This is a genomic window from Nocardia sp. CY41, from assembly GCF_009829325.1.
GTDB lineage: Bacteria > Actinomycetota > Actinomycetes > Mycobacteriales > Mycobacteriaceae > Nocardia.
Window position 1 is genome coordinate 1 of sequence record NZ_VUOS01000034.1, and the last position, 20,992, is coordinate 20,992.

At 71.2% G+C, this 20,992-nt stretch carries 18 protein-coding genes; 11 read left to right on the forward strand and 7 right to left on the reverse strand.

What is annotated here, in order from left to right; all coding sequences use genetic code 11:
- Positions 1-343: 343 nt before the first annotated feature.
- The 3 genes from GVY64_RS31605 to GVY64_RS31615 all read right to left on the reverse strand — a co-directional run bounded on the left by GVY64_RS31605 (position 344) and on the right by GVY64_RS31615 (position 1,809).
- Positions 344-808 (reverse strand): MarR family winged helix-turn-helix transcriptional regulator, encoded by a 465-nt coding sequence (locus GVY64_RS31605; RefSeq protein ID WP_159849484.1) that lies wholly within the window; start codon positions 806-808, stop codon positions 344-346.
- Positions 809-817: 9 nt separating this feature from the next.
- A complete protein-coding gene (locus GVY64_RS38180) occupies positions 818-1,228 on the reverse strand; it encodes an EVE domain-containing protein (RefSeq protein WP_268895688.1) in 411 nt (136 codons plus the stop codon).
- Positions 1,229-1,386: 158 nt separating this feature from the next.
- Positions 1,387-1,809, reverse strand: a complete 423-nt coding sequence (locus tag GVY64_RS31615) for an SRPBCC family protein (protein WP_159849487.1) — start codon at positions 1,807-1,809, stop codon at positions 1,387-1,389.
- Between the two features lie 121 nt (positions 1,810-1,930).
- On the opposite strand from GVY64_RS31615, the gene GVY64_RS31620 reads away from it, so the two are divergent.
- A complete protein-coding gene (locus tag GVY64_RS31620; protein ID WP_157115098.1) occupies positions 1,931-2,161 on the forward strand; it encodes a mycoredoxin in 231 nt (76 codons plus the stop codon).
- Between the two features lie 42 nt (positions 2,162-2,203).
- Here GVY64_RS31620 and nudC read toward each other — a convergent pair whose 3' ends face one another.
- On the reverse strand, positions 2,204-3,109 hold the full coding sequence (gene nudC / locus GVY64_RS31625; protein WP_159849489.1) for an NAD(+) diphosphatase: 906 nt from the start codon (positions 3,107-3,109) through the stop codon (positions 2,204-2,206).
- 46 nt (positions 3,110-3,155) lie between these two features.
- Positions 3,156-4,211 carry a potassium channel family protein gene (locus GVY64_RS31630; protein WP_159849491.1) on the reverse strand — a complete coding sequence of 352 codons (1,056 nt, stop codon included), beginning with the start codon at positions 4,209-4,211 and terminating at the stop codon, positions 3,156-3,158.
- Between the two features lie 539 nt (positions 4,212-4,750).
- On the opposite strand from GVY64_RS31630, the gene GVY64_RS31635 reads away from it, so the two are divergent.
- Positions 4,751-5,164 carry a DoxX family protein gene (locus GVY64_RS31635; RefSeq protein WP_159849493.1) on the forward strand — a complete coding sequence of 138 codons (414 nt, stop codon included), beginning with the start codon at positions 4,751-4,753 and terminating at the stop codon, positions 5,162-5,164.
- Here GVY64_RS31635 and GVY64_RS31640 read toward each other — a convergent pair.
- Both GVY64_RS31640 and GVY64_RS31645 read right to left on the reverse strand, forming a co-directional pair.
- Positions 5,121-9,293 (reverse strand): UvrD-helicase domain-containing protein, encoded by a 4,173-nt coding sequence (locus GVY64_RS31640; RefSeq protein WP_159849495.1) that lies wholly within the window; start codon positions 9,291-9,293, stop codon positions 5,121-5,123. The genes GVY64_RS31635 and GVY64_RS31640 overlap by 44 nt on opposite strands.
- A 43-nt stretch (positions 9,294-9,336) precedes the next feature.
- Positions 9,337-12,753: an ATP-dependent helicase gene (locus GVY64_RS31645; protein WP_442939657.1), complete on the reverse strand. Its 3,417-nt coding sequence runs from the start codon at positions 12,751-12,753 to the stop codon at positions 9,337-9,339.
- 72 nt (positions 12,754-12,825) lie between these two features.
- Between GVY64_RS31645 and GVY64_RS31650 the strand changes: the two genes are divergently transcribed.
- From GVY64_RS31650 to mtnC, 9 genes are all read left to right on the forward strand, one after another.
- Positions 12,826-13,602 carry an alpha/beta fold hydrolase gene (locus GVY64_RS31650; protein WP_159849497.1) on the forward strand — a complete coding sequence of 259 codons (777 nt, stop codon included), beginning with the start codon at positions 12,826-12,828 and terminating at the stop codon, positions 13,600-13,602.
- 4 nt (positions 13,603-13,606) lie between these two features.
- Complete coding sequence (locus GVY64_RS31655) at positions 13,607-13,918, forward strand: MGMT family protein (RefSeq protein WP_159849499.1); 312 nt, start codon at positions 13,607-13,609, stop codon at positions 13,916-13,918.
- A gap of 54 nt (positions 13,919-13,972) precedes the next feature.
- Positions 13,973-14,728 carry a VOC family protein gene (locus GVY64_RS31660; RefSeq protein WP_159849501.1) on the forward strand — a complete coding sequence of 252 codons (756 nt, stop codon included), beginning with the start codon at positions 13,973-13,975 and terminating at the stop codon, positions 14,726-14,728.
- A gap of 82 nt (positions 14,729-14,810) precedes the next feature.
- Complete coding sequence (locus GVY64_RS31665; protein ID WP_159849503.1) at positions 14,811-16,553, forward strand: NTP transferase domain-containing protein; 1,743 nt, start codon at positions 14,811-14,813, stop codon at positions 16,551-16,553.
- Between the two features lie 495 nt (positions 16,554-17,048).
- On the forward strand, positions 17,049-17,219 hold the full coding sequence (locus GVY64_RS31670; protein WP_159849505.1) for a hypothetical protein: 171 nt from the start codon (positions 17,049-17,051) through the stop codon (positions 17,217-17,219).
- 170 nt (positions 17,220-17,389) lie between these two features.
- Positions 17,390-17,731, forward strand: coding sequence for a DUF1330 domain-containing protein (locus GVY64_RS31675; protein ID WP_159849507.1), 342 nt, complete (start codon positions 17,390-17,392; stop codon positions 17,729-17,731).
- A gap of 74 nt (positions 17,732-17,805) precedes the next feature.
- Positions 17,806-19,503, forward strand: coding sequence for an S-methyl-5-thioribose-1-phosphate isomerase (mtnA, locus tag GVY64_RS31680; RefSeq protein WP_159849509.1), 1,698 nt, complete (start codon positions 17,806-17,808; stop codon positions 19,501-19,503).
- Positions 19,500-20,075 carry a 1,2-dihydroxy-3-keto-5-methylthiopentene dioxygenase gene (locus GVY64_RS31685; RefSeq protein WP_159849511.1) on the forward strand — a complete coding sequence of 192 codons (576 nt, stop codon included), beginning with the start codon at positions 19,500-19,502 and terminating at the stop codon, positions 20,073-20,075. The genes mtnA and GVY64_RS31685 overlap by 4 nt, the downstream gene beginning before the upstream one ends.
- Complete coding sequence (gene mtnC / locus GVY64_RS31690) at positions 20,072-20,764, forward strand: acireductone synthase (RefSeq protein ID WP_159849513.1); 693 nt, start codon at positions 20,072-20,074, stop codon at positions 20,762-20,764. The genes GVY64_RS31685 and mtnC overlap by 4 nt, the downstream gene beginning before the upstream one ends.
- Positions 20,765-20,992 lie beyond the last annotated feature (228 nt).

Below are 20,992 nucleotides of genomic sequence, written 5' to 3' on the forward strand. Positions count from 1 at the left end.
ACCGCAATGGGCACCTACGTCACCAAAATCTGCCGCACCGAACTAGGCACCTACCCCGACTACGAACTCGCCCAACGCTATCGCGCATGGCTCGCCGCAGCATGACTTGACACAAATAGGAGCATCAGCCCCGGGGCCGCCTTCGCGATCTCGCGGTCGGGTCGGCGCAGTATCGCCTCTACGTGTTCGGCCTGCGGCGTAGGCCCTTGAAAGGTGTCAGGGATGGCGTGTTCCACCGGAATCATCACCGAGCCCGAGCACCGCTCGCCCGCTGCGCCATCGCTCGGCATGCGAGGTCGGTCGTACGCGAGGGAGCACGAACGGTCGAAACTTCGCGGACGGTTCAGCGGTCGCGCAGCAACCGCAGCGACCGCACGAAGGCACTCGTCCGGTCGTCGAGCGGCGCGAAGAACTCCGCGTCACACGCCTCGACCGCGACGATGGCCCGGTTGGCCAGTGCGACGCCGGTTTCGGTGGCGACCAGGGCCTTGGCCCGGCGATCGCTCGGATGGTCGCGGCGTTCGATCAAGCCCTTCTGCGCCAGCGCGCGCAGCACCTGAGAGGTCATCATCGGGTCGGTGGCGGCGTAGTCGGCCAGGTCACGTTGCCGCACCGGATCCGCGCGGCCCGCCGCGAGATAGGTGAGCGACGCCAGCAGCACGAATTGCACGTGGGTCAGGTCGAAAGGGGCGAGCGCCGCCCGCTGCGCGGCCTGCCAGCGATTGGTCACCTGCCACAACAGCAGACCGGGGCTTTCCTCGGCCGTGCCGAACCTGGAGCGCAGCTTTCCGTCCCCCGCCTCGTGCATCGGCCTCCCTCACTCGTCCGTCATCGCCCGCGCGATCAGCGCGTAGTCGTGCGGGCTGAGTTCTACCAGGCCACGGCGCAGGATCATCCCCCAATTCGGCGCCCTGGTGAACTCCAGGTCCCCGCGCAGCGCCTCGATCGGAGTCTCACGCGCCCCGGCTCGGTAGCTCACCGCACGCCGCCAGGGCTGGAAGCAGCCGCCGTCCTGCGGGCCGGCCTGCCAGGCCGGCCGGTCGTCGATGGCGCCGATCGCGGTGAACGAGCGCACCGGAGGTCCTGCGCGCATGCCCTCCCGTGGCGAGTAATAGACCAACCCGTCGCCGGGGCGCATGCGTTCCACCGCTGCGCGCTTGCCATGGTTGGCTTGCGCGATGCCCAACTCGACACCGCGCCGGACATGTTCCCTGGACACGACCGCCAGCCAATATCTCGTGTTCGGGCCGGAACAACCGCCGGCGGCGGCCGGACGCCCTCTCCGCTCCTGAGTCCCCGCCTCGGGGTGACCGGCCCCGCTCCGCCGCGCCTCGCCGACGCGGGAACCCGCCCCGGTGACGGCGGCGTCCGTCCCTCGCCCGTCGCTCACGCCGCGACCCCCTCGGCGACGGCGACCAGTGCGTCGAGGTCGGGTTGCACGGATCCGGCCAGGCCCGCGCCCAGGATCCTCGTCCACAGCCATCGCAGTGGTCCGTCGATCGAGACGGTCACCGTGATCGTGGTGCCGCCCTCGGCGACGGTGACCTCGTGAGCGAAGGTGAGCCGCGCGCCGAGCAAACGGGAGACGTCGACGAACTCGCGGTCGGTGAGACGGGCGACGACGAACCGGATGTTCGGACCGCCCTTCGGCCGCAACGTCCCGGTGGCGCCCTCGGCGAACGGTCCTTCCAGGCGCACCCACTCGATGTCGGTGTTCCATTCCGGCCAGGTGGCCATGTCCGCCCAGCGAGCGAAGAAGGCGCTCGGCGGCGCATCGGAGGTGGCGTGCGCGGTCGCGATGATCGTCATGCATTTAGTATGCGCGCATACTAAATGCAGGCGCAAGACCCTCCGAAAAGGTTCGAGTTGGAACAGTGAACGGCTCTCCGGCGTTGCAGTGTCCGTGACTGACGCGAATCCCACCCTGACGATGTACTCGACCACCTGGTGCGGCTATTGCCGCAGGCTCAAGAAGCAGCTGGACGAGGCGGGCATCACCTACGTCGAGATCGACATCGAGGACGACCCGGCGTCGGCCGAATTCGTCGGCAGCGTGAACGGGGGCAACCACGTCGTGCCCACCGTGAAGTTCGCCGACGGCTCCACCGCGACGAACCCGTCGCTGGCGACCGTCAAGCAGGTCCTCGCCGGACTGTCCTGATCAGCCGACGCGCGCGGGTCGCATCGCCCGCGCGCGGATGCGCTAGTCGAGCGCGGCCCAGGATTCGATGATGGTGCGAGCGATCGAGATCGAACCGGGCAGCAGCAGCTGGGCGCCCTCACCCCGCTTCGACCAGTCGCCCACCGCCAGCGCTTCGCGCACCTGCGCGCGCGTGAACCAGGCGGCCTCGGCGATCTCCCCGTCGGAGAAGACGAGCGGCTGTTCGGGATCGGCGACCGCCGCGAAGCCCAGCATGAGCGAGCGCGGGAACGGCCACGGCTGGCTGCCCAAGTAGCTGATCTCGCGCACGTCGAGACCGACTTCCTCGCGCATCTCCCGCTCCACGCAGCGCTCCAGCGACTCGCCCGCCTCGACGAATCCGGCCAGCAGCGAGAACAGCGATTCGGGCCAGGCGTGCTGGCGGGCGAGCAGCGCCCGGTCGCCGCCGTCGTGGATCAAGCAGATCACCGCCGGATCGATGCGCGGGAACTCCTCGTAGCCGCTCTCGGTGACGCGCGACCAACCGCCCTTCGCCGAGGTGGTCACCGTGCCGTCCGCGCCGTGGAAACCGGCCTTGTCGTGCCAGTTCAGCAGCGCGATCGCGGTGGACAGCAACCCGGCGGTGCGGTCGTCGACGGCGCCGCCCGCCAGCACGCGCAAGTCGGTGAGCGTGCCCTCCAGCTCCGGATCGCGCACCGCCCAGAGATGGATGCCGTCCTCGACCCCCAGGAATACCGCGGCCGGGCTCGGCTCCGCGGACAACTCCAGGGCCGGTTCCAGGAGCAGCACACCGTCCTCCAAGCGCACCTGCCCGCGGCGGTCGACCCGCAATAGTTTCGCGTCGGCCCAGCCCTCCTTCAGAGCCTGCGCATCACCCCGGATCAGCTCGGCGCGATCGATCACGGAACGGGACAGCAACGGAACACCATTGAGCTGAAAAGCCGGCACGCTTCGAGACTATCGCGCCCGAGCTACCGCCCGGCTCCCGGTGGGGTCACTTACCCGCCCGGCGGATGTACAGCAGTTTGTCGCCGGCGTCGACCGCGTCGACTTCCGGCTCGCCCACCCGGTACAGCACCCCGTTGCGCACCACGCCGAGGACGATGTCGCTGAGATGTCGTGGCGAACCGCCGATCTCGGACGACTCCACCTCGCGCTCCGCGACGGCGAATCCTTCCTCCGGGGTGAGCAGGTCTTCCATCATCTCCACGACCGTGGGCGTGGTGGTCGCGATGCCGAGCAACCGGCCCGCCGTCTCCGACGACACCACCACCGAGTTCGCGCCGGACTGCCGCACCAGGTGGGTGTTCTCCGCCTCCCGGATCGACACCACGATCTTGGCGGCCTTGTTCAGTTCCCGGGCGGTCAGAGTGACCAGCACGGCCGTGTCGTCTCGATTGGTGGCGACCACCACCGACTCCGCATGCTGCACGCCGGCCAGCCGGAGCACGTCGGATTGGGTAGCCGACCCGTGCACCGTGACCAGGCCGGCGTTCGCGGCCGCCTCCAACGCGACCACGTCGGTGTCGACCACCACGATGTCGGCGGGCTGCACTCCGTCGCCGAGCATGGCGTCGATCGCGGTCCGCCCCTTCGTGCCGTATCCGACGACCACGGTGTGATTGCGCACGGTGTGCCTCCATCGCTGAATCTTGAAAGCCTGCCGGGAACGTTCGGTCAGCACGCCCAATGTGGTTCCGACCAGGACGATCAGGAACAGGATGCGCAGCGGGGTGATGATGACGATGTTCGCCAGCCGCGCCTCGGGCGTCACCGGATGGATGTCGCCGTATCCGGTGGTCGACAGCGACACCGTCGCGTAATAGAACGCGTCGAGGAACGACAGTTCGTTACCCGAGTTGTCGTGGTAGCCCGCGCGCCCGAGATACACCACCAGCGCGGCCAGGAACAGCAACGTCGTCGCGAACAGCACGCGCCTGGTCAGCGAGATCCACGGGCTGCTCTGCACTTCCGGGATGCGCAGCACCCCGACCAAGGCGAAATCGGGACGGCTGGCCAGCCCCAGGCCGCGCGCTCGCTCACCGAACACCGGACGCACCCGTCATCTCGTCGCTCGTGTCGGTCATCCCCGGTATTCCTTGTCCCTCCGGCACAGCAGGGGAGCCTACTGTGTTTGGTTCTCCAGCGCTGTGTCGGTTTGCCGCGACTACGTCGCGGCGTGTTCGCGGCCCCTGGTGGCTCGCTCGGAAGACGTGGTTGCGGTGCGCGGGGGCGTCGGCGCTCGAACTCGTATGTGGGCATGCTGTCGAAGCGGCTGTCCGTCGAGTCGTCGCGTTCGCCGCTTTCGCGGTCGCCACTCGAAGGAAGCCGAACCGCGAACGGCTGATGCACAGGGGATGCATAGGGATCGCTTCGCTTGAAACCCGCGGCGGGGTCGAGCAGGGCTCGTGTGCGGTCGGAGATCGAGACATGGCACGGTCGTCGGCCCTCCGGCTCATGCGAAGGGCGCCTGGTCGGTATCGCACGGCACGAGAAGGCTTGTTCGGCGGACGTGCGGTGTATCGGGGGCCCGCGAGGCTGCGGGTGGCCCGGGTTCGACGCGCAGCGGCGTAGATGTGAGGGTGCCTCATGGCTGAAAATTCGCTGACATCCGTATCCGACGACGGGCGGCGGCCTGCGCTGGTCCTCGCCGGCCTGCTGTTCGGGGCCGGAGTGTTGCATTTCGTCCGGCCGAAGCCTTTCGATTCGATCGTGCCGCGCTTCCTGCCCGGCAAGGCTCGTGACTACACCTACGCTTCCGGCGTGGCCGAGATCGGCGTCGCCGCCGCCCTGGCGATCCCGCGTACCCGCAGCTTCGGCGGACGGATCGCGGCGCTGCTGTTCATCGCGGTGTTCCCGGCCAACGTGCAGTTCACCGCGGACATGCTGGCCAGCGAGAAAGCGCCGCGGTTGCTGAAAGCCGGCTCGGTCCTGCGGCTGCCGCTGCAAATCCCGCTGATCACTCAGGCGCTGGCGGTGAGCCGGCGGGCGCGGCGTTCCTGATCAGCTCGGCCAGTTCCTCCGGACCGGCCAGGTTCACCGGCGCGATGGTCCGCCCGGTGCACACGTAGTGGAACGCGGCGCCGATCCGGTGCAGCATCTCGTGCTCCGGCCGTCCTTCCCGCGCGGCCATCAACCGCGCCCAGGCCAGGCGATAGACGGCCAGCTGCATGGCGACCGCCGGTTCCTCGGCGGCGCCGGGTTCGGCGCCGGTCTTCCAGTCGACGACGATCCAGCGCCCGCCCGGTTCGGCGAACACCGCATCCATCCGGCCGCGGATCACGGTGCCCGCGATCGAGGTCTCGAACGGGATCTCGACCTCGATCGGGCTGCGATCGGCCCAGCGAGAATTCAGGAACGCCTGCTGCATCGCGGTCAGCTCGGCGTCCAGCCCCGCGTCGGCCGCGCCGCTGTCGGCCGCCCCCGGCAACTCGTCCAGACCCAGCAGTCGCGTGGAGCCGAACCACCGCTGCACCCAGGCGTGGAAGGCGGTACCGCGACGGGCCAGCGGGTTCGGCGGGTAGGGCAACGGGCGACGCAGGCGAGCGGCGAGTCGCGCCGGGTCGGCGCGCAGCTCGACCAGGGCGGTCGCCGCGATCTGTCCGGGTAGCTCGACCTCCTCGGCGGCCGTCGCGGCCGCCTGGTGCTCGGCCAGCAGGGCATCGACATCGGCGGCCCAGCCTTCGGGATCGTCGGGATCCGGGGCGGGCTGGATGTGCTCCGGCCGATACGGGTCCTCGGGTGGCGGCGGCGCGAAGCCGGTCGCGGCGAATGCACGGTCGTCGGACAGGTACTCCTCGACCGGGTCGGGTCCCGGGCCGAAGTAGGGCTCGAGGTCCGCGTAGGGGTCGGCGTACTCGGTTGCCGTGAAATCCGCGAAATCCTCGGGCGGATACTCATCGTCGGGCGGGTAGTAGAACGGTTCATCCGCTGAACCACCCGTCTGGTCGCCAGGCGGAAGGTAGATCGCTCGGCTCGCGGGCTTAAGCGCGTCGCGCGACGGGGACGAAGCCGCTGCGTCCATGAAGCTCGGATCATCGTCGGCGGGTGCAGAGCGGTCCTGGGTCCGGCGGTTCGGGCCCGCACCGGGCTCTTGATCGCCGCGTCCGGCATCGGCGGGGCGGGCGCGGAGGTCGGCGAGGGCGGCGCGGACCAGCGCGGCGCCCTGTTCGATCGGGTCGCGGCGGGTGCTGAGCGGGTCGCGGGGCCACTCGGCGGTTGCGGGGTTGTCGGTGAACGGGTTGACGGCGTCGGCGGCGGGCGGGTCGTCCCAGCGGTCGATTGTGAGGACGCCGTGCGCCGGGCTGCCGGTGTCGTCGTTCGCGTGCTTCAGTTCCAGCAGGAAGTCCGAGGGGCCCTTCGGGGTATTGCCGGTCTCCGCCCAGTAGTGCGCCGAAACCAGCAGCACACGTTCGGTTCTGGTGAGCGCGACGTAGAACAGGCGACGTTCTTCGTCGATCCGGCGGCGCTCCAGCGCTTCCTTGTGCGCCTTGATCGCGCGATCGAGGTCCGCCCGGTCGTACAGGTCGGTGAGATCGAGCACCGGCACGCCCTCGGCCGCGTCGTCCTGCTGACGGTCTCCCCGCAGCGAGGTCGGCAGCTCGGCGAGCGCACCCAGCCACGTGCCGGAACCGACCTTGGACGGGAACACGCCCTCCACCACGTGCGGGACCGCCACGATCTCCCATTCCAAGCCTTTGGCGGCGTGCACGGTCAACACCTGCACCCGGTCCTTGGCGACCTCGACCTCGCCGGGCTCCAGTCCGTTCTCGACCTCCTCCGCGGCGGCGAGGAACGCGAGTAACCCGCCGATCGAGGCGCCGGTGTCCGCGGCGTACCCGGCCACCACCTCGGCGAACGCGTCCAGATGCTCGCGCCCGGCTCCGGTGCCCGCCATGGCGCGCCGGGTCTGGGTCTCCACCCCCACGCCGATGGTGCGCTCGACGTCGGCGACCAACTCCGCCAGCGGCTGCCCGCTGCGTTCGCGCAAGGCGGCCAGCTCCCGGCCCAGCGCCTCGATACGGGCGAAGCCTGCGGGCGAATAGTTCTCCGCCGGACCGGGATCCGCGATCGCGTCGGCCAACCCGGCCTGTTCGGCGGGCTCCGGCGCCACTTCGCGCAACGCCTCGTCCAGCGCGGCGCCGTCGGTGATCTCGGCCGGGCCCTCCGACCCCGGACGCCGGATGGACAGGTCCCTGGCGCGCCGGGCGAGCGCGGCGATGTCGGCGACTCCGATGCGCCAGCGCGCGCCGGTCAGCACGCGCATGCCCGCGCTGCCCGACCCCGGTTCGGCGATCAACCGCAGGGTGGCGACGATGTCGGCGACCTCCGGTGTGGCGAGCAACCCGCCGAGCCCGACGATCTCCACCGGCAGTCCTCGCGCGCGTAGCGCTTCCGCGAGCGGCGCGGCATCGGCATTACGACGCACCAGTACCGCCGACGTGGGCGGCTGCTGTTGCGCCGCCCGCCGGGCTGCCCACTCCGCGGCGATCCGCTCGGCCACCCACTCCCGTTCGGCGGCCACGGTCTCGGTCGACGCCAGCGCGACCATTCCCGGCCCGGCGTCTGGTTTGGCCCGCAACGCGTCGACCGTCACGCCGCCGCCCTCCAGCGCCTTGCGCCGCAATGGTTCCGCGACGAGATTGGCCAGCGCCAGCGCTTCCGGCGGATTGCGCCAGCTGGTCAGCAACGCCAGCGTCGGAGCGGGCACGCCCGCCGCGCTGGGGAAGTCGGTGGCGAACCGGGGCAGATTCGCCGCCGAAGCGCCGCGCCAGCCGTAGATCGACTGCATCGGGTCGCCGACGGCGGTCACGGCAAGGCGCTGGGCTTCGTGCGGGCCCGGGGTGTGGTCGCGTCGCCGAGGTGCGGCGTGCGGGTCGTGCGCACCGGCAAACCTCGGTTGCCCTGCTCTTTCCGTATCGACGTCGAGGTCGTGCCGCGGAGAGTCACCGGCGCGAGCGTCGGCAGTCTGCGAGAACCCGATGCCCGGTGACGCATTCGGATCGCGCTTGCCCTCGGCCGACCGCTGCGCACGGCTATCCTGCGCAGGCCGGTCGGTGGCCGGAGCCAGAGCGTCGTCCGAGGACCACAGTTGCCCCGCAGACGGCTCGAGATGCGCCGCCCGCCAGACATCGGCGGGAACGTCCGCGTCAGCCGAATCTCGCCCTCCGGCAGCACCCAGATCACCGTGCGCGGCTTGCGTCGGTGCCGCCGAGTCCGGCGCACCGCCGAACAGGGCGGCGAGCAGAACTCGCTGCGCGTGACCGGTGTCCTGGTACTCGTCGAGCAGGACCAGGCGGAAGCGCGCGCGTTCGGCGGCGGCGACCTCCGGATGCTCGGCGGCCAGGCGGGCGGCGAGGGACATCTGCGCGCCGAAGTCCAGTGCGCCCCGGCGACGCAATGCCTCGGCGAGCTCCTGAACCAGGGGCAGCAGTGCTACCCGCTCCCGCTGCACCTGCACGATGTTCAGCAGCGTCTGGCTCGGTCCGCCCCGCTGCCGCGGACCGGCGGGCAGTGTGTACACCAGCTTCGCCAGTTCGGTGTGCGCCTCGGCCAGATCCTCGGGTTCGACCAGATGCTCGGCCAGTTGCCCGGACAACGCGAGCACCGCCTCGGTGACCGACACCGGGGTGCGCTCGGTCTCCAGGTCGCCGTCCCAGGTGCGAACTACCTGGTGGGCGAGCTGCCAGAGCTGGGTCTCGGTGAGCAGGGTCGCCGAGGGTTCCACCGGAAGCAGCAGGCCGTGTTCGGTGAGCAACCTGCCCGCGTACGAGTGGTAGGTGCTGATCTCCGGTTCCGCGCCGCTCAGCTGGGCGCGCAAGCGGCCGCTGGGGTCGAGTTCGCGCAGCAGCGGCGCGCCGGCGAGCCGGGCCAGTCTGGTCCGGATGCGGGCGGTCAGCTGCTGGGCGGCTTTGCGCGTGAAGGTCAGTCCGAGCACTTCGTCCGGGAGGACGAGCCCGTTCGCGACCATCCACACCACTCGCGCGGCCATCGTCTCGGTCTTGCCCGCGCCCGCGCCCGCCACCACCAGGGTGGGGCCGGGCGGCGCGGCGATCACGGCGGCCTGTTCCTCGGTGGGCGGTGGCAGGCCCAGCGCCTGCGCCAGCTGCTGCGGCGTCACCCGCCCGGTCATGGCGGCGCCCCGGCGACCGGCCGCGGCGAGACCGACGGCGCGCTCACTCGTCGGTCACCTGCCTCCCGCGGTCCTGCACGGGGCAGCTGCCCGCCACCGGGCAGTGGCGGCATCCGTCGTTGCGCATGGCGAGGTAGCCGGGGCCCTGAGTGGACGCGGCGGCCTGATGGATGGTGTCGCGCCAGTGCTCGAGCGCCTCGGCGTCCAGCGGCGGCTGCATGCGCTGAGTAGCGCCCTCCGCCTTGCTCGGCTTCGCGACGTACACCAACCGCGCACCACCGGGTTCACCGGTGCCTGCTTCCGCGTCGGCGGAGCCGGATTCCGCCGGTGCGTCGAGAGCGCCCGCGGCGGCCGCCACCTGATAGGTGGCCAGCTGCGCGTGATCGACGGCGGCCTGCTTGGTGATCGGGGACTTGCCGGTCTTCACGTCGACGATCACGAATCGGCCTTGCGCGTCGCGCTCCAGCCGGTCGATGCGGCCTCGGATCCGTACCGCGGGTTCGTCTTCGGTGCGCCCGGGCAACACACAGTCCACCGGCACCTCGACGCCGGCCTGGGTGAGTTCGCCGCGGGTGTTACGGACCCAGGCCAGGAAGGTCTCCAGCATCGCCTCGGTGCGGCGCAGCTCCTGGCGGGAATGCCAGCCTGTTCCCGGATCCACCGCCTGCCAGGCGCGATCCAGCGCCGCGTGCACTTGGTCCTCCGGCACCCGGCCCGCCAGCGCCTGCACCAGCGTGTGCACCAGGTTGCCTTTGACAGCGTGCGGATTGTCGCCGTCGGTGCCGCCGTGGCGTTCCAGCGCCCAGCGCAGCGGGCAGGTGCGCAGCAGTTCGACGGTGGAGGGCGACAACGCCACCGCGCCGTCGTCCTCGGTCCACAGCGGACGTCCGGAGCTGAGTTCGGCGGTGCCGTACCAGTCGTCGGGGTGGGTGCCGCGCACGCCCGCGTCCGCCAGGCGCGCGAGCTGGTACGCGGCGCGCCGCCTGCGTTCCGGGTCGGCCTCGGGATCGCAGACGACGCCGCGCAATTCGGCGACGAGCGAGTGCATCACCAGGGCGCGGCCGGGGTCGACCACCGGAAGCGCACCGGGCTCGCCGTCGTCGTCGTGGCCGAGCAGTTCGGCGAGAAAGCGCGAGGGCACCAGGTCGCGTTCGCCCGAGACCGACTCCACGGCAGTGACCAGCAGCGATCGCCTGGCCCGGCTGCACGCGACGAGCAGCAGCCTGCGCTCCTCGGCGAGGATCGGCGCAGCACGGCTCACCCACTCCCCCGCGTCCGACACGCCGGCGGTGAGATCGATCAAATCCTCGGTGTGCAGCAGGGTGCCCCGGGCGCGCGGGTTGGGCCAGATGCCCTCCTGGACGGCGGCGACGGCGACCACATCCCATTCCCGCCCGGCGGCGGCGTGCGCACTCAGCAGCGCCACGGCCTCGCCCGGCAGCGTGCGCGGCGCGGCGTCCTGCGGAATCTCTTGCTGAGACAGGTATTCGACGAATCCTTCGATGCTCGCGCGCGGCAGCCGGTCGACGTAGGCGGCGGCCGCGTCGAACAACGCGACCGCGGCGTCCAGATCGCGATCGGCCTGCATGCCGACCGCGCCGCCGCGCTCCGACTGCGCCACCCAGCGCCGCTCCAGCCGGGAACCGGTCCACAGCGCCCACAGCACGTCTTCCAGACCCGCACCGCGCCCGCGCGCCTTGCGGGCCCGGTGCAGTGCGTCCAGCACCCGGCGCAGCGGCGCGGCTTCGACCTCGGTGAGCCGGTTCAGGATCCCCGGATCGCCGGTTCCGATCAGCAAGTCACGCAGGACCAGTGCGGAGGGGCGGTCGAGGTCCGCGTCGCGGTCCGGATCGTCGTCGATTTCCCCACTTCTCACCCCGGCGCGTACCGCTTCCAGCACCGCGCGCCGGATGCCGCGCCGCAGCCTGCGCAAGGCGATCTGGTCGGCACCGCCCAGCGGCCCGGACAGCAGGTCGAGGGTGTCCTCGGGTTCGAACGCAGTCTCCGCGCCGTGCTGCGCCGCTTCACCGGCCAGGACCGCGCGCAGCGACAGCAGCATCCAGGCCGCCCCGCGCCTGCGCGCCAGCGGAGTGTCCAGCGCGGGCTGCTGCACCGGCACGCCCGCGGCGAGCAAAGCGCGCCGCAGCGGGGCCAGCGACAGCGGCACCGAACGGACGATCACCGCCATCCGCGACCACGGCACCCCGCCGGTGAGATGCGCGCGACGCAAGTGGTCGGCGATGAGCGCGGCCTCCTTCGCGGGCGTGGCCAGCACGCGCACCCGCACCTCGGTGCCGTCTTCCAGCGCAGCGGCGTGTTCGGGCACGGGAATGCGCTGAGGCTCACTGCCCGGCAGACGTGCCGCGATCCGCGCGACCGCCAGCTCCACCTGACCGCCGAACCGATGACTGTCGCGCAGCACGATGCGCCGCTCGGGCGGCACGTCGAGCTCGGCGACGAACCGCGCGTCCGCGCCGCGGAAGGCGAAGACGGCTTGATCGGGATCACCCGCGATCACCGTGGTCCGCGCGCTGTGCCCGATCGCCTTGATCAGGATCGCCGCCTGCGGGTCCAGGTGCTGCGCGTCGTCGACCAGCAGGTATCTGATCCTGGCGCGTTCGGCGGCAAGCAGATTCGGATCGGCGGCCAGCGCGTCCAGCGCCGCGCCGACCAGTTCGGCGGCGTCCAGCGCGGGCGCGGTGGCCTCCGGCGCCTCGACCCCGACCGACCAGCGCAGCAGCATCGTCTGCTCGTAGCGGATGGCGAACCGGCCCGCCGCCACCCACTCCGGCTTGTCGTGTTCCCGGCCGAGTCGCACCAGGTCTTCCGGCCCGATGCCGCGTTCGGTGGCGCGGAGCATGAGATCGCGTAATTGCTCGGCGAACCCGCCGAGCGCGAGTGCGGGCCGCAGCCGCTCCGGCCACAATCCGCGCGCGCCGTCGGCCATGTCGGCGAGATCACCGCGCAGCATCTCGCGCAGCACCGCGTCCTGTTCGGCCCCGGTCAGCAGACGCGGCGGCGGGTTGCCGTGCGCCGTGGCATGTCGGCGCAGCACGGAGAAGGCGTAGGAGTGCAGGGTGCGCACCAACGGTTCCCGGGTGGCGCCGGGCACACCGCCCTCGGCGCCGGGCTCGGGTCCGCTCAGCCGCGTGGTGACGGCGTCGCGCACGGCACTCGCCGCCTGCTTCGAATGGGCCAGTACCAGCACGGATTCCGGGTCTGCCCCGGCCGCGATGCGCTCGGCGGCGAGATCGACCAGCAAAGCGGTCTTGCCCGTGCCCGGCCCGCCGAGCACTTGCCAGGGCCGCCACCCGGGACGCGTGGGACCGGCCGCGGCCGCGGCGTCCAGCAGCGCGCGAACGTCGGCGCCCCAGTCTCGCGGCCGGGGCGCCACCACATTCCGGCGAACCAGTCGCACCGCGCCATCCGATCGCACCACGCGGGCTATTGCAACAGACACGACCGACACGCCGGTACACGCCTCCGCCCGACCGGCGCTGCGGCCGATCGCGACGCAGGTCAGAATGGACCGGTGTCTGTCTTGAATGTCCACCGGTTCGGTCCGACGACGGGACCGGTGGTGCTCGCCCTGCACGGTGTGACCGGTCACGGCAAACGCTGGGAAGACCTGGCGACCCGGCACCTGCCCGACGTCCGGGTCCTCGCACCCGATCTACGCGGGCACGGACGCTCCACCTCGCTGCCGCCGTGGAACTTCGAAACCATCGTCGAGGACCTGGTCGAACTGGTCGGCACGGAGGCCGACGGCCCGGTGGTGGTGGTCGCGCACTCCTTCGGCGGCGCGTGCGCGCTGCACCTGGCGCATCGGCATCCCGAGCTGGTGCGCAAGCTCGTACTGCTGGATCCGGCCATCGCGCTGGAACCGGAATGGCTCAACGAGATCGCGCTGTCCACCCTGGTCTCGGCCGACTACGACAGCGTCGAGCACGCGCGCCAGGACAAATTGGACACCGGCTGGGGCGACGTCGAGCCGCGGCTGCTCGAAGCCGAACTCGACGAACATCTGATGCCCACGGCGGACGGGCGCTTCGGCTGGCGGATGAGCCTGCCCGCCGTCAACTCCTACTGGGGCCAGCTGGCCCGGCACTGGGTGCTGCCGCCCGCCGATCTGCCGACCGTGCTGGTGCAGGCGATGAAGGTGCACCCGCCGTTCGTCACGCCGGAGTTCCGCGCGGCGCTCACCGAGCACATGGGCGCCAACTTGACCGTGCTCGAATGGAACTGCGATCACATGGTCGCCCAGGCGTATCCGGCGCAGACCGGTGAGCTGGTGCGCTCGGTGCTCTGAGCCGATGCCGACCACCGACGCCCAGATCGAGCAGGTCCGTGCCCTGGTGGCGGCGGTGCCACCCGGCCGGGTCGTCACCTACGGCGACATCGCCGCGGCCGCCGGGCTGTCCACACCGCGCACGGTGGGCTGGATCATGCGCACCGACTCGGCCGACCTGCCCTGGCATCGCGTGCTCGGCGCGAGCGGCAGACCCGCCGCGCACCTGGCCCATCGCCAGTTGCGCCTGCTCGCCGCGGAGGGCGTACCGATCCGGGACGGACGCGTCGACCTGCGCGCCGCGCGCTTCCCGTTGCCCGATCTCCCGGGTGCGTGAGCGCCCCTCACCGAAATTCCTCCCTGCCGCAACGGCGGCCAGTACCGTTGATCCATGCCCACCCGCCTGGCATGTGTCGTGTTCGACGCCGACCGGCCGCGTCCGGTCGCGGATTTCTGGGCCGAACTGCTCGGCTGGAGCGTGACGCTCGACCGTCCCGACGAGGTGAACGTCGCGGCCCCCGACGCCGACGGCGGCGAACTGGCGCTCACCTTCCTGCCCGCGATGCGGGCCAAGGTCGGCAAGAACCGCCTGCACCTCGATCTGGCCACCCGCTCGCTGGACCACCAGCGCACCCAGGTGGACCGGGCGCTGGCCCTGGGCGCGCGAGCGGTGAACATCGGCCAAGGCGCGGTGCCGTGGGCCGTGCTCGCCGACCCGGAGGGCAACGAGTTCTGCGTGCTCGAGCCCAGGGAGGAGTACGTGGACACCGGAGCCGTCGCCGCGGTCGTGGTCGACACGCGCGACCCGCAGCGCCTCGCCGAGTTCTGGTCGGCCGCCACCGGCTGGCCCGCCACCCGGCGCGGCGAGCGGCTGGCCGGGCTGCGTTCACCGACCGGTCTCGGCTCCTGGCTCGAGTTCGTGCGCACCCCCGACGCGGGATCCGGCCGGACCAGACTGCGCCTGGATCTCACCTCGTTCCCGGCCGACGACCGGGCCGCCGAGGTGGCCCGGCTGCAGGCCGCGGGCGCGACGACGGTCGACCGGGGCGCACCGGCGCCGGACCGGCACACCGATCTGGTCCTCGCCGACCCGGAACGCAACGAGTTCCGGCTGCTGCCACCGGCCCGCTTCTGGTCGAACGCCTGATCGACGCCGTCCGCTGCCGGGCTTCCCGGCGGTGACGAATTAGCATGGCCGCCATGGTGTACCTAGCTCGAGGTCGTGGCGTGTGACCGCCGCCGACGCGATCGTGCTCGCGGGCGGCCGGGCCAGCCGGATGGGCGGTGTGGACAAACCGGCCATCGTCATCGGCGGCCGTTCCATGCTCGAGGTGGCGCTCACCGCCGTGGCCTCGTGCGAGCACACGGCGGTGGTGGGGCCGCACCGGCCCGAGCTGGCGCCGGAGATCATCCAAGTTCGCGAGGTGCCGCCCGGTTCGGGTCCGGTGGCGGCGATCGAGACCGGTCTGCGCGCGCTCGGCTCCGCCGCCCCGCTGGTGGTGGTGCTCGCCGCCGACCTGCCGTTCCTGTCGCCGTGGGCGGTGACCGAGCTGATCCGGCACGCCACCGAATCCGGCGCGGACGCGGTGTTCGCGGCCGACGAGTCGGGGCGGCCGCAGTACCTGATCGGGGTATGGCGGCGCTCCGCGCTGGCCGCGGCGCTGGACGAGCTCGGCGCGTTGGTCAACCAGCCGATGAAGGCGCTGATACCCGCCGCCGCGGCGATCATCCCGCTCGCCGGCGTCGGCGACTGCGACACCGAGGAGCAGGTGCGGCAGGCAAGGGCGGCGGTCGACGTACCGCGGCAGCAGCCACCGATGGATCTCGCCGAGGCGCGAGATATGCTGCGCCACAGGCTTTCCCGGCTCACCGCCTACGAAGCCGACCTGCGTTCGGTGCTCGGCGCCGCGCTCGCAGGCCCGCTGACGGCCGCCGGTCCGCTGCCTCGTTTCGACGTCTCGGCGATGGACGGATACGCGGTGGCGGGCGACGGACCGTGGCGCCTGCGCCGCGACATCGGCTTCGCGGGCGGGCGGCGACCGGTGGGGTTGCTGCCCGGCGAGGCGGTGCGCATCGCGACGGGCGCGCACGTCCCCGACGGTACGACGCGCGTGCTGCGCGACGAGTTCGCGCATATCGCCGACGAAACGCTCTACCGCCTGCCGGACACCCCGCTGCGCGACGACATCCGCCGCCGCGGCGAGGACCGGGAGGCCGGTGATCCGGTCGCGCCGGAAGGCACGCCGGTGACCGCGGCGCTGATCTCCGCGGCCGCCAGCGTCGAGGTCGGCGCGGCGCCGGTGCGCGGCCCGGTACGCGCGCGCATCGTCATGACGGGTGACGAGATCCGCAGCGAGGGACCCCTGCAGGCGGGGCAGACGCGCGACTCGATCGGCCCGATCCTCCCGGACCTGTTGTCCTGGTGCGGTATTCGCACCACCGATCGGGTGCACCTGCGCGATACCCCGCACGGCTTCGACGAGGTCCTGACCGTCGCGCCGGATTGCGACCTGCTGACGATCGTCGGCGCGACCGGCGGCGGGGCGGCCGACCAGCTCCGCGCCGCCTTGACCCGCGCCGGAGCCGAGATCGTGGTGCCACGGCTGCGGCTGCGGCCCGGCGGTTCCACCGTCGTCGCGCAGCTCGTCTCGGGCACCACGGTGCTCGGCCTGCCCGGCAACCCCTTCGCCGCAGTGGCGACGCTGCTGGCGCTCGCGCCCGCGATCGTCGAGGGCCGCACCGGCGCCTCTCCCGCCCGCCCGCTGCGCGGCCCGCTGCACAACGCCGCGGAGATCGCCGCGCCGGTACCGCGCATCGTTCCGGCACGCGCCGCAGACGAAGGCGGCTGGATCGGTGACCCGGCGATCCGCACGGCGCATCTCGGGGGCCTGGTCGACCGCGACGGCCTGGTCGTCGTCCCACCCGGCGCCGAGGACGGCGCGATCGTCGAATTCCTGCCGCTGCGCCGCTGAGCGCTCGAGCGGCGGGCAGCGAAACAGATTGCGTCCCTTGACTATCAAGGCGACCACGAGCGCGCGGGAAGACGAGACACCGCCGACATCTCGGCGATCTTGCCGAAAGTCGTTCTGTCGCAGCATGTTCCGTCGCCCCGGGTAACGCCACTCGCATCGCATGTCCGCGTCCCCGCGACAGCGGAATTCAATTCGACGCAATATGCCGACAGTGCCGAACCAAGCGATATCGAAACTAACGGCCACACGTCTGCCGCGTTTGTTCCGAGTCACTCGATATCAGCCCGCCCACAGCCGTAGCAGGAAAATCCGACGCGCGGTAGATGCGAGTCTTATTTGTTATTCAAAACCGCGTCTCTAGGCACTTCACCTGGGCATATGCACGAACCAGCCGCTCATGGCCATATTTTTCAGTTCCCCTTCCAGAAGCCATACCCGCTCGCTATCGTGAGTTCGTTAGGCGAATATCAATCCCCCGGAAAGGACCGTGTGGAGATGACTGAAAAGTCGAAGAAAACGCCTAAGAAAATGCCGAAGCAGATGCCGAGGCAGCAGCAGCAACAGCGCCAAGAGCAGGACATGCGCGAGGGCGCGGACATGGAAGGCCGTCGGGGCATGAAGAACGATATGCCCGACCGGCGCGGCGAGCAGGAGCGCCGCCGCTAATTTCATCTGCGCCACCCGCGCCGCCGGCCCCACCTCCTCCCGGGACCGGCGGCAGCGGTCGTTTCGGACCGGCGTGCTTACCCCGAAGGTAATTGTCACCCGCGCAAGGCGGACCTACCGTCGATTCGACGCCATTCCCGGTGTCATCGAACGAAGGAATGCCAAACGCCATGCCCGCCTATGGCTTCGCCCACCTCCGCAGTCGCAGGCCCCATCCCGACATCCTCGAGTACCTGGAACGCATCCAGGCCACCTTGGACCCGTTCGGCGGTCGCTTCGTCATTCATGGCCCGCCGGCCGAAGTCGTCGAGGGCAGCTGGCCCGGCAGCATGGTGCTGATCGAGTTCCCCGGGATGACCGAAGCCCGGGAGTGGTACCACTCGCCCGCCTATCAGGAGATCCTGCCGTTGCGCGCCGAGCACATCGACGGTGACCTGCTGCTCATCGAGGGCGTCGACCCCGGCTACGACCCGCGCAAACGCGCCGCCGAGCTGCGCGCCGCGGCCGGCTGACGCGATTTCGGCGCGCCGTCCCCGTCCGATACCGTTGACCAGGCACGACACGCTCGACGGGATAAGGACGCCTGATGGACGACAGCTCTCTGGTCTGGGACGACGGCGCGCTCGTCACCATCGACCAGCGCGGACTGCCGCACGAGCTGCGCAAGCTGCGGCTGAGCACCGTGGACCAGGTCATCGACGCGATCCGGACGCTGGCCATTCGCGGCGCGCCCGCCATCGGCATCGCGGGAGCGTTCGGCGTCGTCCTGGCCACCGCGGCGCACACCGCGGACGGTGTGGTCGACGAGGTGGCGGCGCAAGCCGAGGCGGACCGAATCGCCGCGGCGCGGCCGACCGCGGTCAATCTGGCCTGGGCCGTGCGAAGGGTCCGGGCGAAGGTGGGCCATGGCGCCGACGCGGTCCTGGCCGAGACGCTGGAAATGCTCGCCGAGGACGGCCGGGTCAACCGGGCCGCCGCCACCAACGCCGCCGACCTCGTACTGGGCCTGTGCCCGGACCGGCCGCTGCGGGTGCTCACCCACTGCAACACCGGAAGGCTAGCGACCAGCGCGTTCGGCACCGCCATCGGCACGCTGCGGCTGCTGTCCGAGCGCGGCGCGCTCGCGCAGGTGCTGGTGGACGAGACGCGCCCGCTGTTGCAAGGCGCGCGGCTGACCACGTGGGAACTCGCCGAGGCGGGCATCCCGCACCGGCTGACCATCGATTCCGCCGCCGCCTGGGCGATGGCGACGGGACAGGTCGACTGCGTGCTGGTCGGCGCCGACCGGGTCACCGCCAACGGCGACGTCGCCAACAAGATCGGCACCTACGGTCTGGCGCTGGCCGCCCGCCACCACGGCATCCCGTTCGTCGTGGTGGCCCCGGAGTCCACCCGCGACCTCTCGATGGCCACGGGCGGGGAGATCGTCGTCGAAGAACGCGCGTCGGCCGAGGTGACCGGATTCGGCGGTGTCGCAACGGCTCCCGCGGATACCGAGGTCTTCAACCCGGCGTTCGACGTGACGCCGGGTGAGCTGGTGACCGCGGTGGTCACGGAGAACGGCGTCGTGCACCGCAGCGGTCCGTCACGCGGGCCCGCGGCCGCGAGCACCGCCCCGGAGCTCGGATCCGATCCGTCGCCCGGCGCGGCCATCGCCGACCTCGCCCGCGAGCTGTACCGGCGCGGCTGGATGCCGGGCACCGCGGGCAACATCTCGGTACGCACCGGCGCCACCGCCGTCGTCACCGGAAGCGGTTTGTCCAAGGGTGAACTCACCGCGGCCGACATGGTCACCGTGCGCGTGGCGGACTCCGCGCCCGTCGCCGGCCACGGGCGCAGACCTTCCGCAGAGACGACGATCCACACCGCCGTCTACCGGACCCGCCCGGCCCAGGCGGTCGTGCACATCCATCCGCCGTTCGCCACGGCACTGGCCACCCGCTCGGCGGTCCCCGGCACGCTCGGCATGCTGCGGATCACCGACTACGATCTGATCAAGGGGCTCGGCGGCGACGATCCGGCTGTCGCGGAGATCCCGGTCTTCCCGAACTGGCCCGAGGTGCCGCGCATCGGAGCGGACATCGAGCGCTACCTGCTCGACCATCCCGGCGCCCTGCCGGTCCTGATCATCGCCGGGCACGGGATCACCTCGTGGGGCGCCGATCTCGCCCAGGCGCGCGATCGCGCCGAATGCCTGGAAGCATTGTGTGAGCTGGTGTCCCGCACCGGCAGTCCGGCCGCTTTCGGCCCACGCGACGAATTTCTCGAGATTGGACTGACATGACCCTCCTGCAGGTGATGGCCGCGGCCGACGCGGCCGACGTGCGCGTACGCACCAGCGACGACGAGGTGATCGGCGCCGAACTGGCCAGGCACGGCATCACCTTCGGCCGCTGGCCGGTGGTCGAGAACGCCGCGTCGGTGCCGTCGGAGGAATTGCTCGCGCACTACGCGAAGAACGTCGCGGAACTGAACGAATCCGGGCGCTACAAGCACATCGACATCGCCCGCATCCACCCCGACGACAGCGACCCGCAGTGGCCGGAGACCGCCGCGGGCGCGCGCGGGAAGTTCCTCGACGAGCACCGGCACGCCGAGGACGAGGTGCGCTTCTTCGCCGCCGGGCGCGGCTGCTTCTACCTGCACCTGGGCGAGGAAGTCCTCGCGGTGGTGTGTGAGGGCGGAGACCTGCTTTCGGTGCCCGCGGGCACGCTGCACTGGTTCGACATGGGCGAGCGCCCGGATTTCATCGTCATCCGCTTCTTCGAAGAAGAGGACGGGTGGGTCGGCGACTTCACCGGTGACAAGATCAGCGCGGGCTTTCCCACCCTCGACGAGCTGCTGACCGCGCCGTGATCCAGGCCGTCGTCGTCGACATCGAGGGCACCACCAGCCCCACCGCCGCGGTCCGCGAAGACCTGTACGGCTATACGCGGGAGCGGCTTCCGGCGTGGCTGGCCGCGAACAGCTCCGCGGCCGCGGCGCCGGTGCTGACCGCGACCAGGGAACTGGCCGGGCGTCCGGACGCGGACCCGGATGAGGCCGCCGCGATCCTGCGCGAATGGCTCGACACCGACGTCAAGGCCGAGCCGCTGAAGACCGCGCAGGGTCTGATCTGTGCGGAAGGCTTCCGCAACGGCGCGCTGCACGGCGAGTTCTTCCCGGACGTGCCTGCGGCGCTGGCCGCGTGGCACGAGGCCGGGCTCGCGCTGTACGTCTACTCGTCGGGATCGGTTCGCAACCAGCAGGATTGGTTCGCCTTCGCACGCGGCGGCAGCCTGTCCCCGCTGATCAGCGGATACTTCGATCTGTCGACGGCAGGCGGCAAACGCGAATCGTCCTCCTACGACAAGATCGCCGGAGCCATCGGCACGCCCGCCGAGCACATCCTGTTCCTGTCCGACCACCCCGACGAACTCGACGCCGCCGTCGCTGCCGGATGGCGGGTCGTCGGCTTGGCGCGTCCCGGCGAGCCGAATCCGCCTCGGCCTCCGCACCGCTGGGTCGGCACGTTCGCCGACATCGATCCCGCCGACCAGGTCTGAACGGGCATACTCCTTCCGGTGGTCCAGCCGGGCCCTCTTTCGCCCGCATGATCACGTGCGGAACGGGGCCATGATCAGCTGACGCTCACCGTGATTCGGCATCCGAACACCGGAGCAAGCGTCCGCCGTCGCCGGGCAGAGTGGCACTGGTGACGAAACCGCAGGCCCGGAACCGGCGAACCGCGGCGGCGCAGCCGACCACGAGGCAGTTCGTCTCGGTTGATTCCG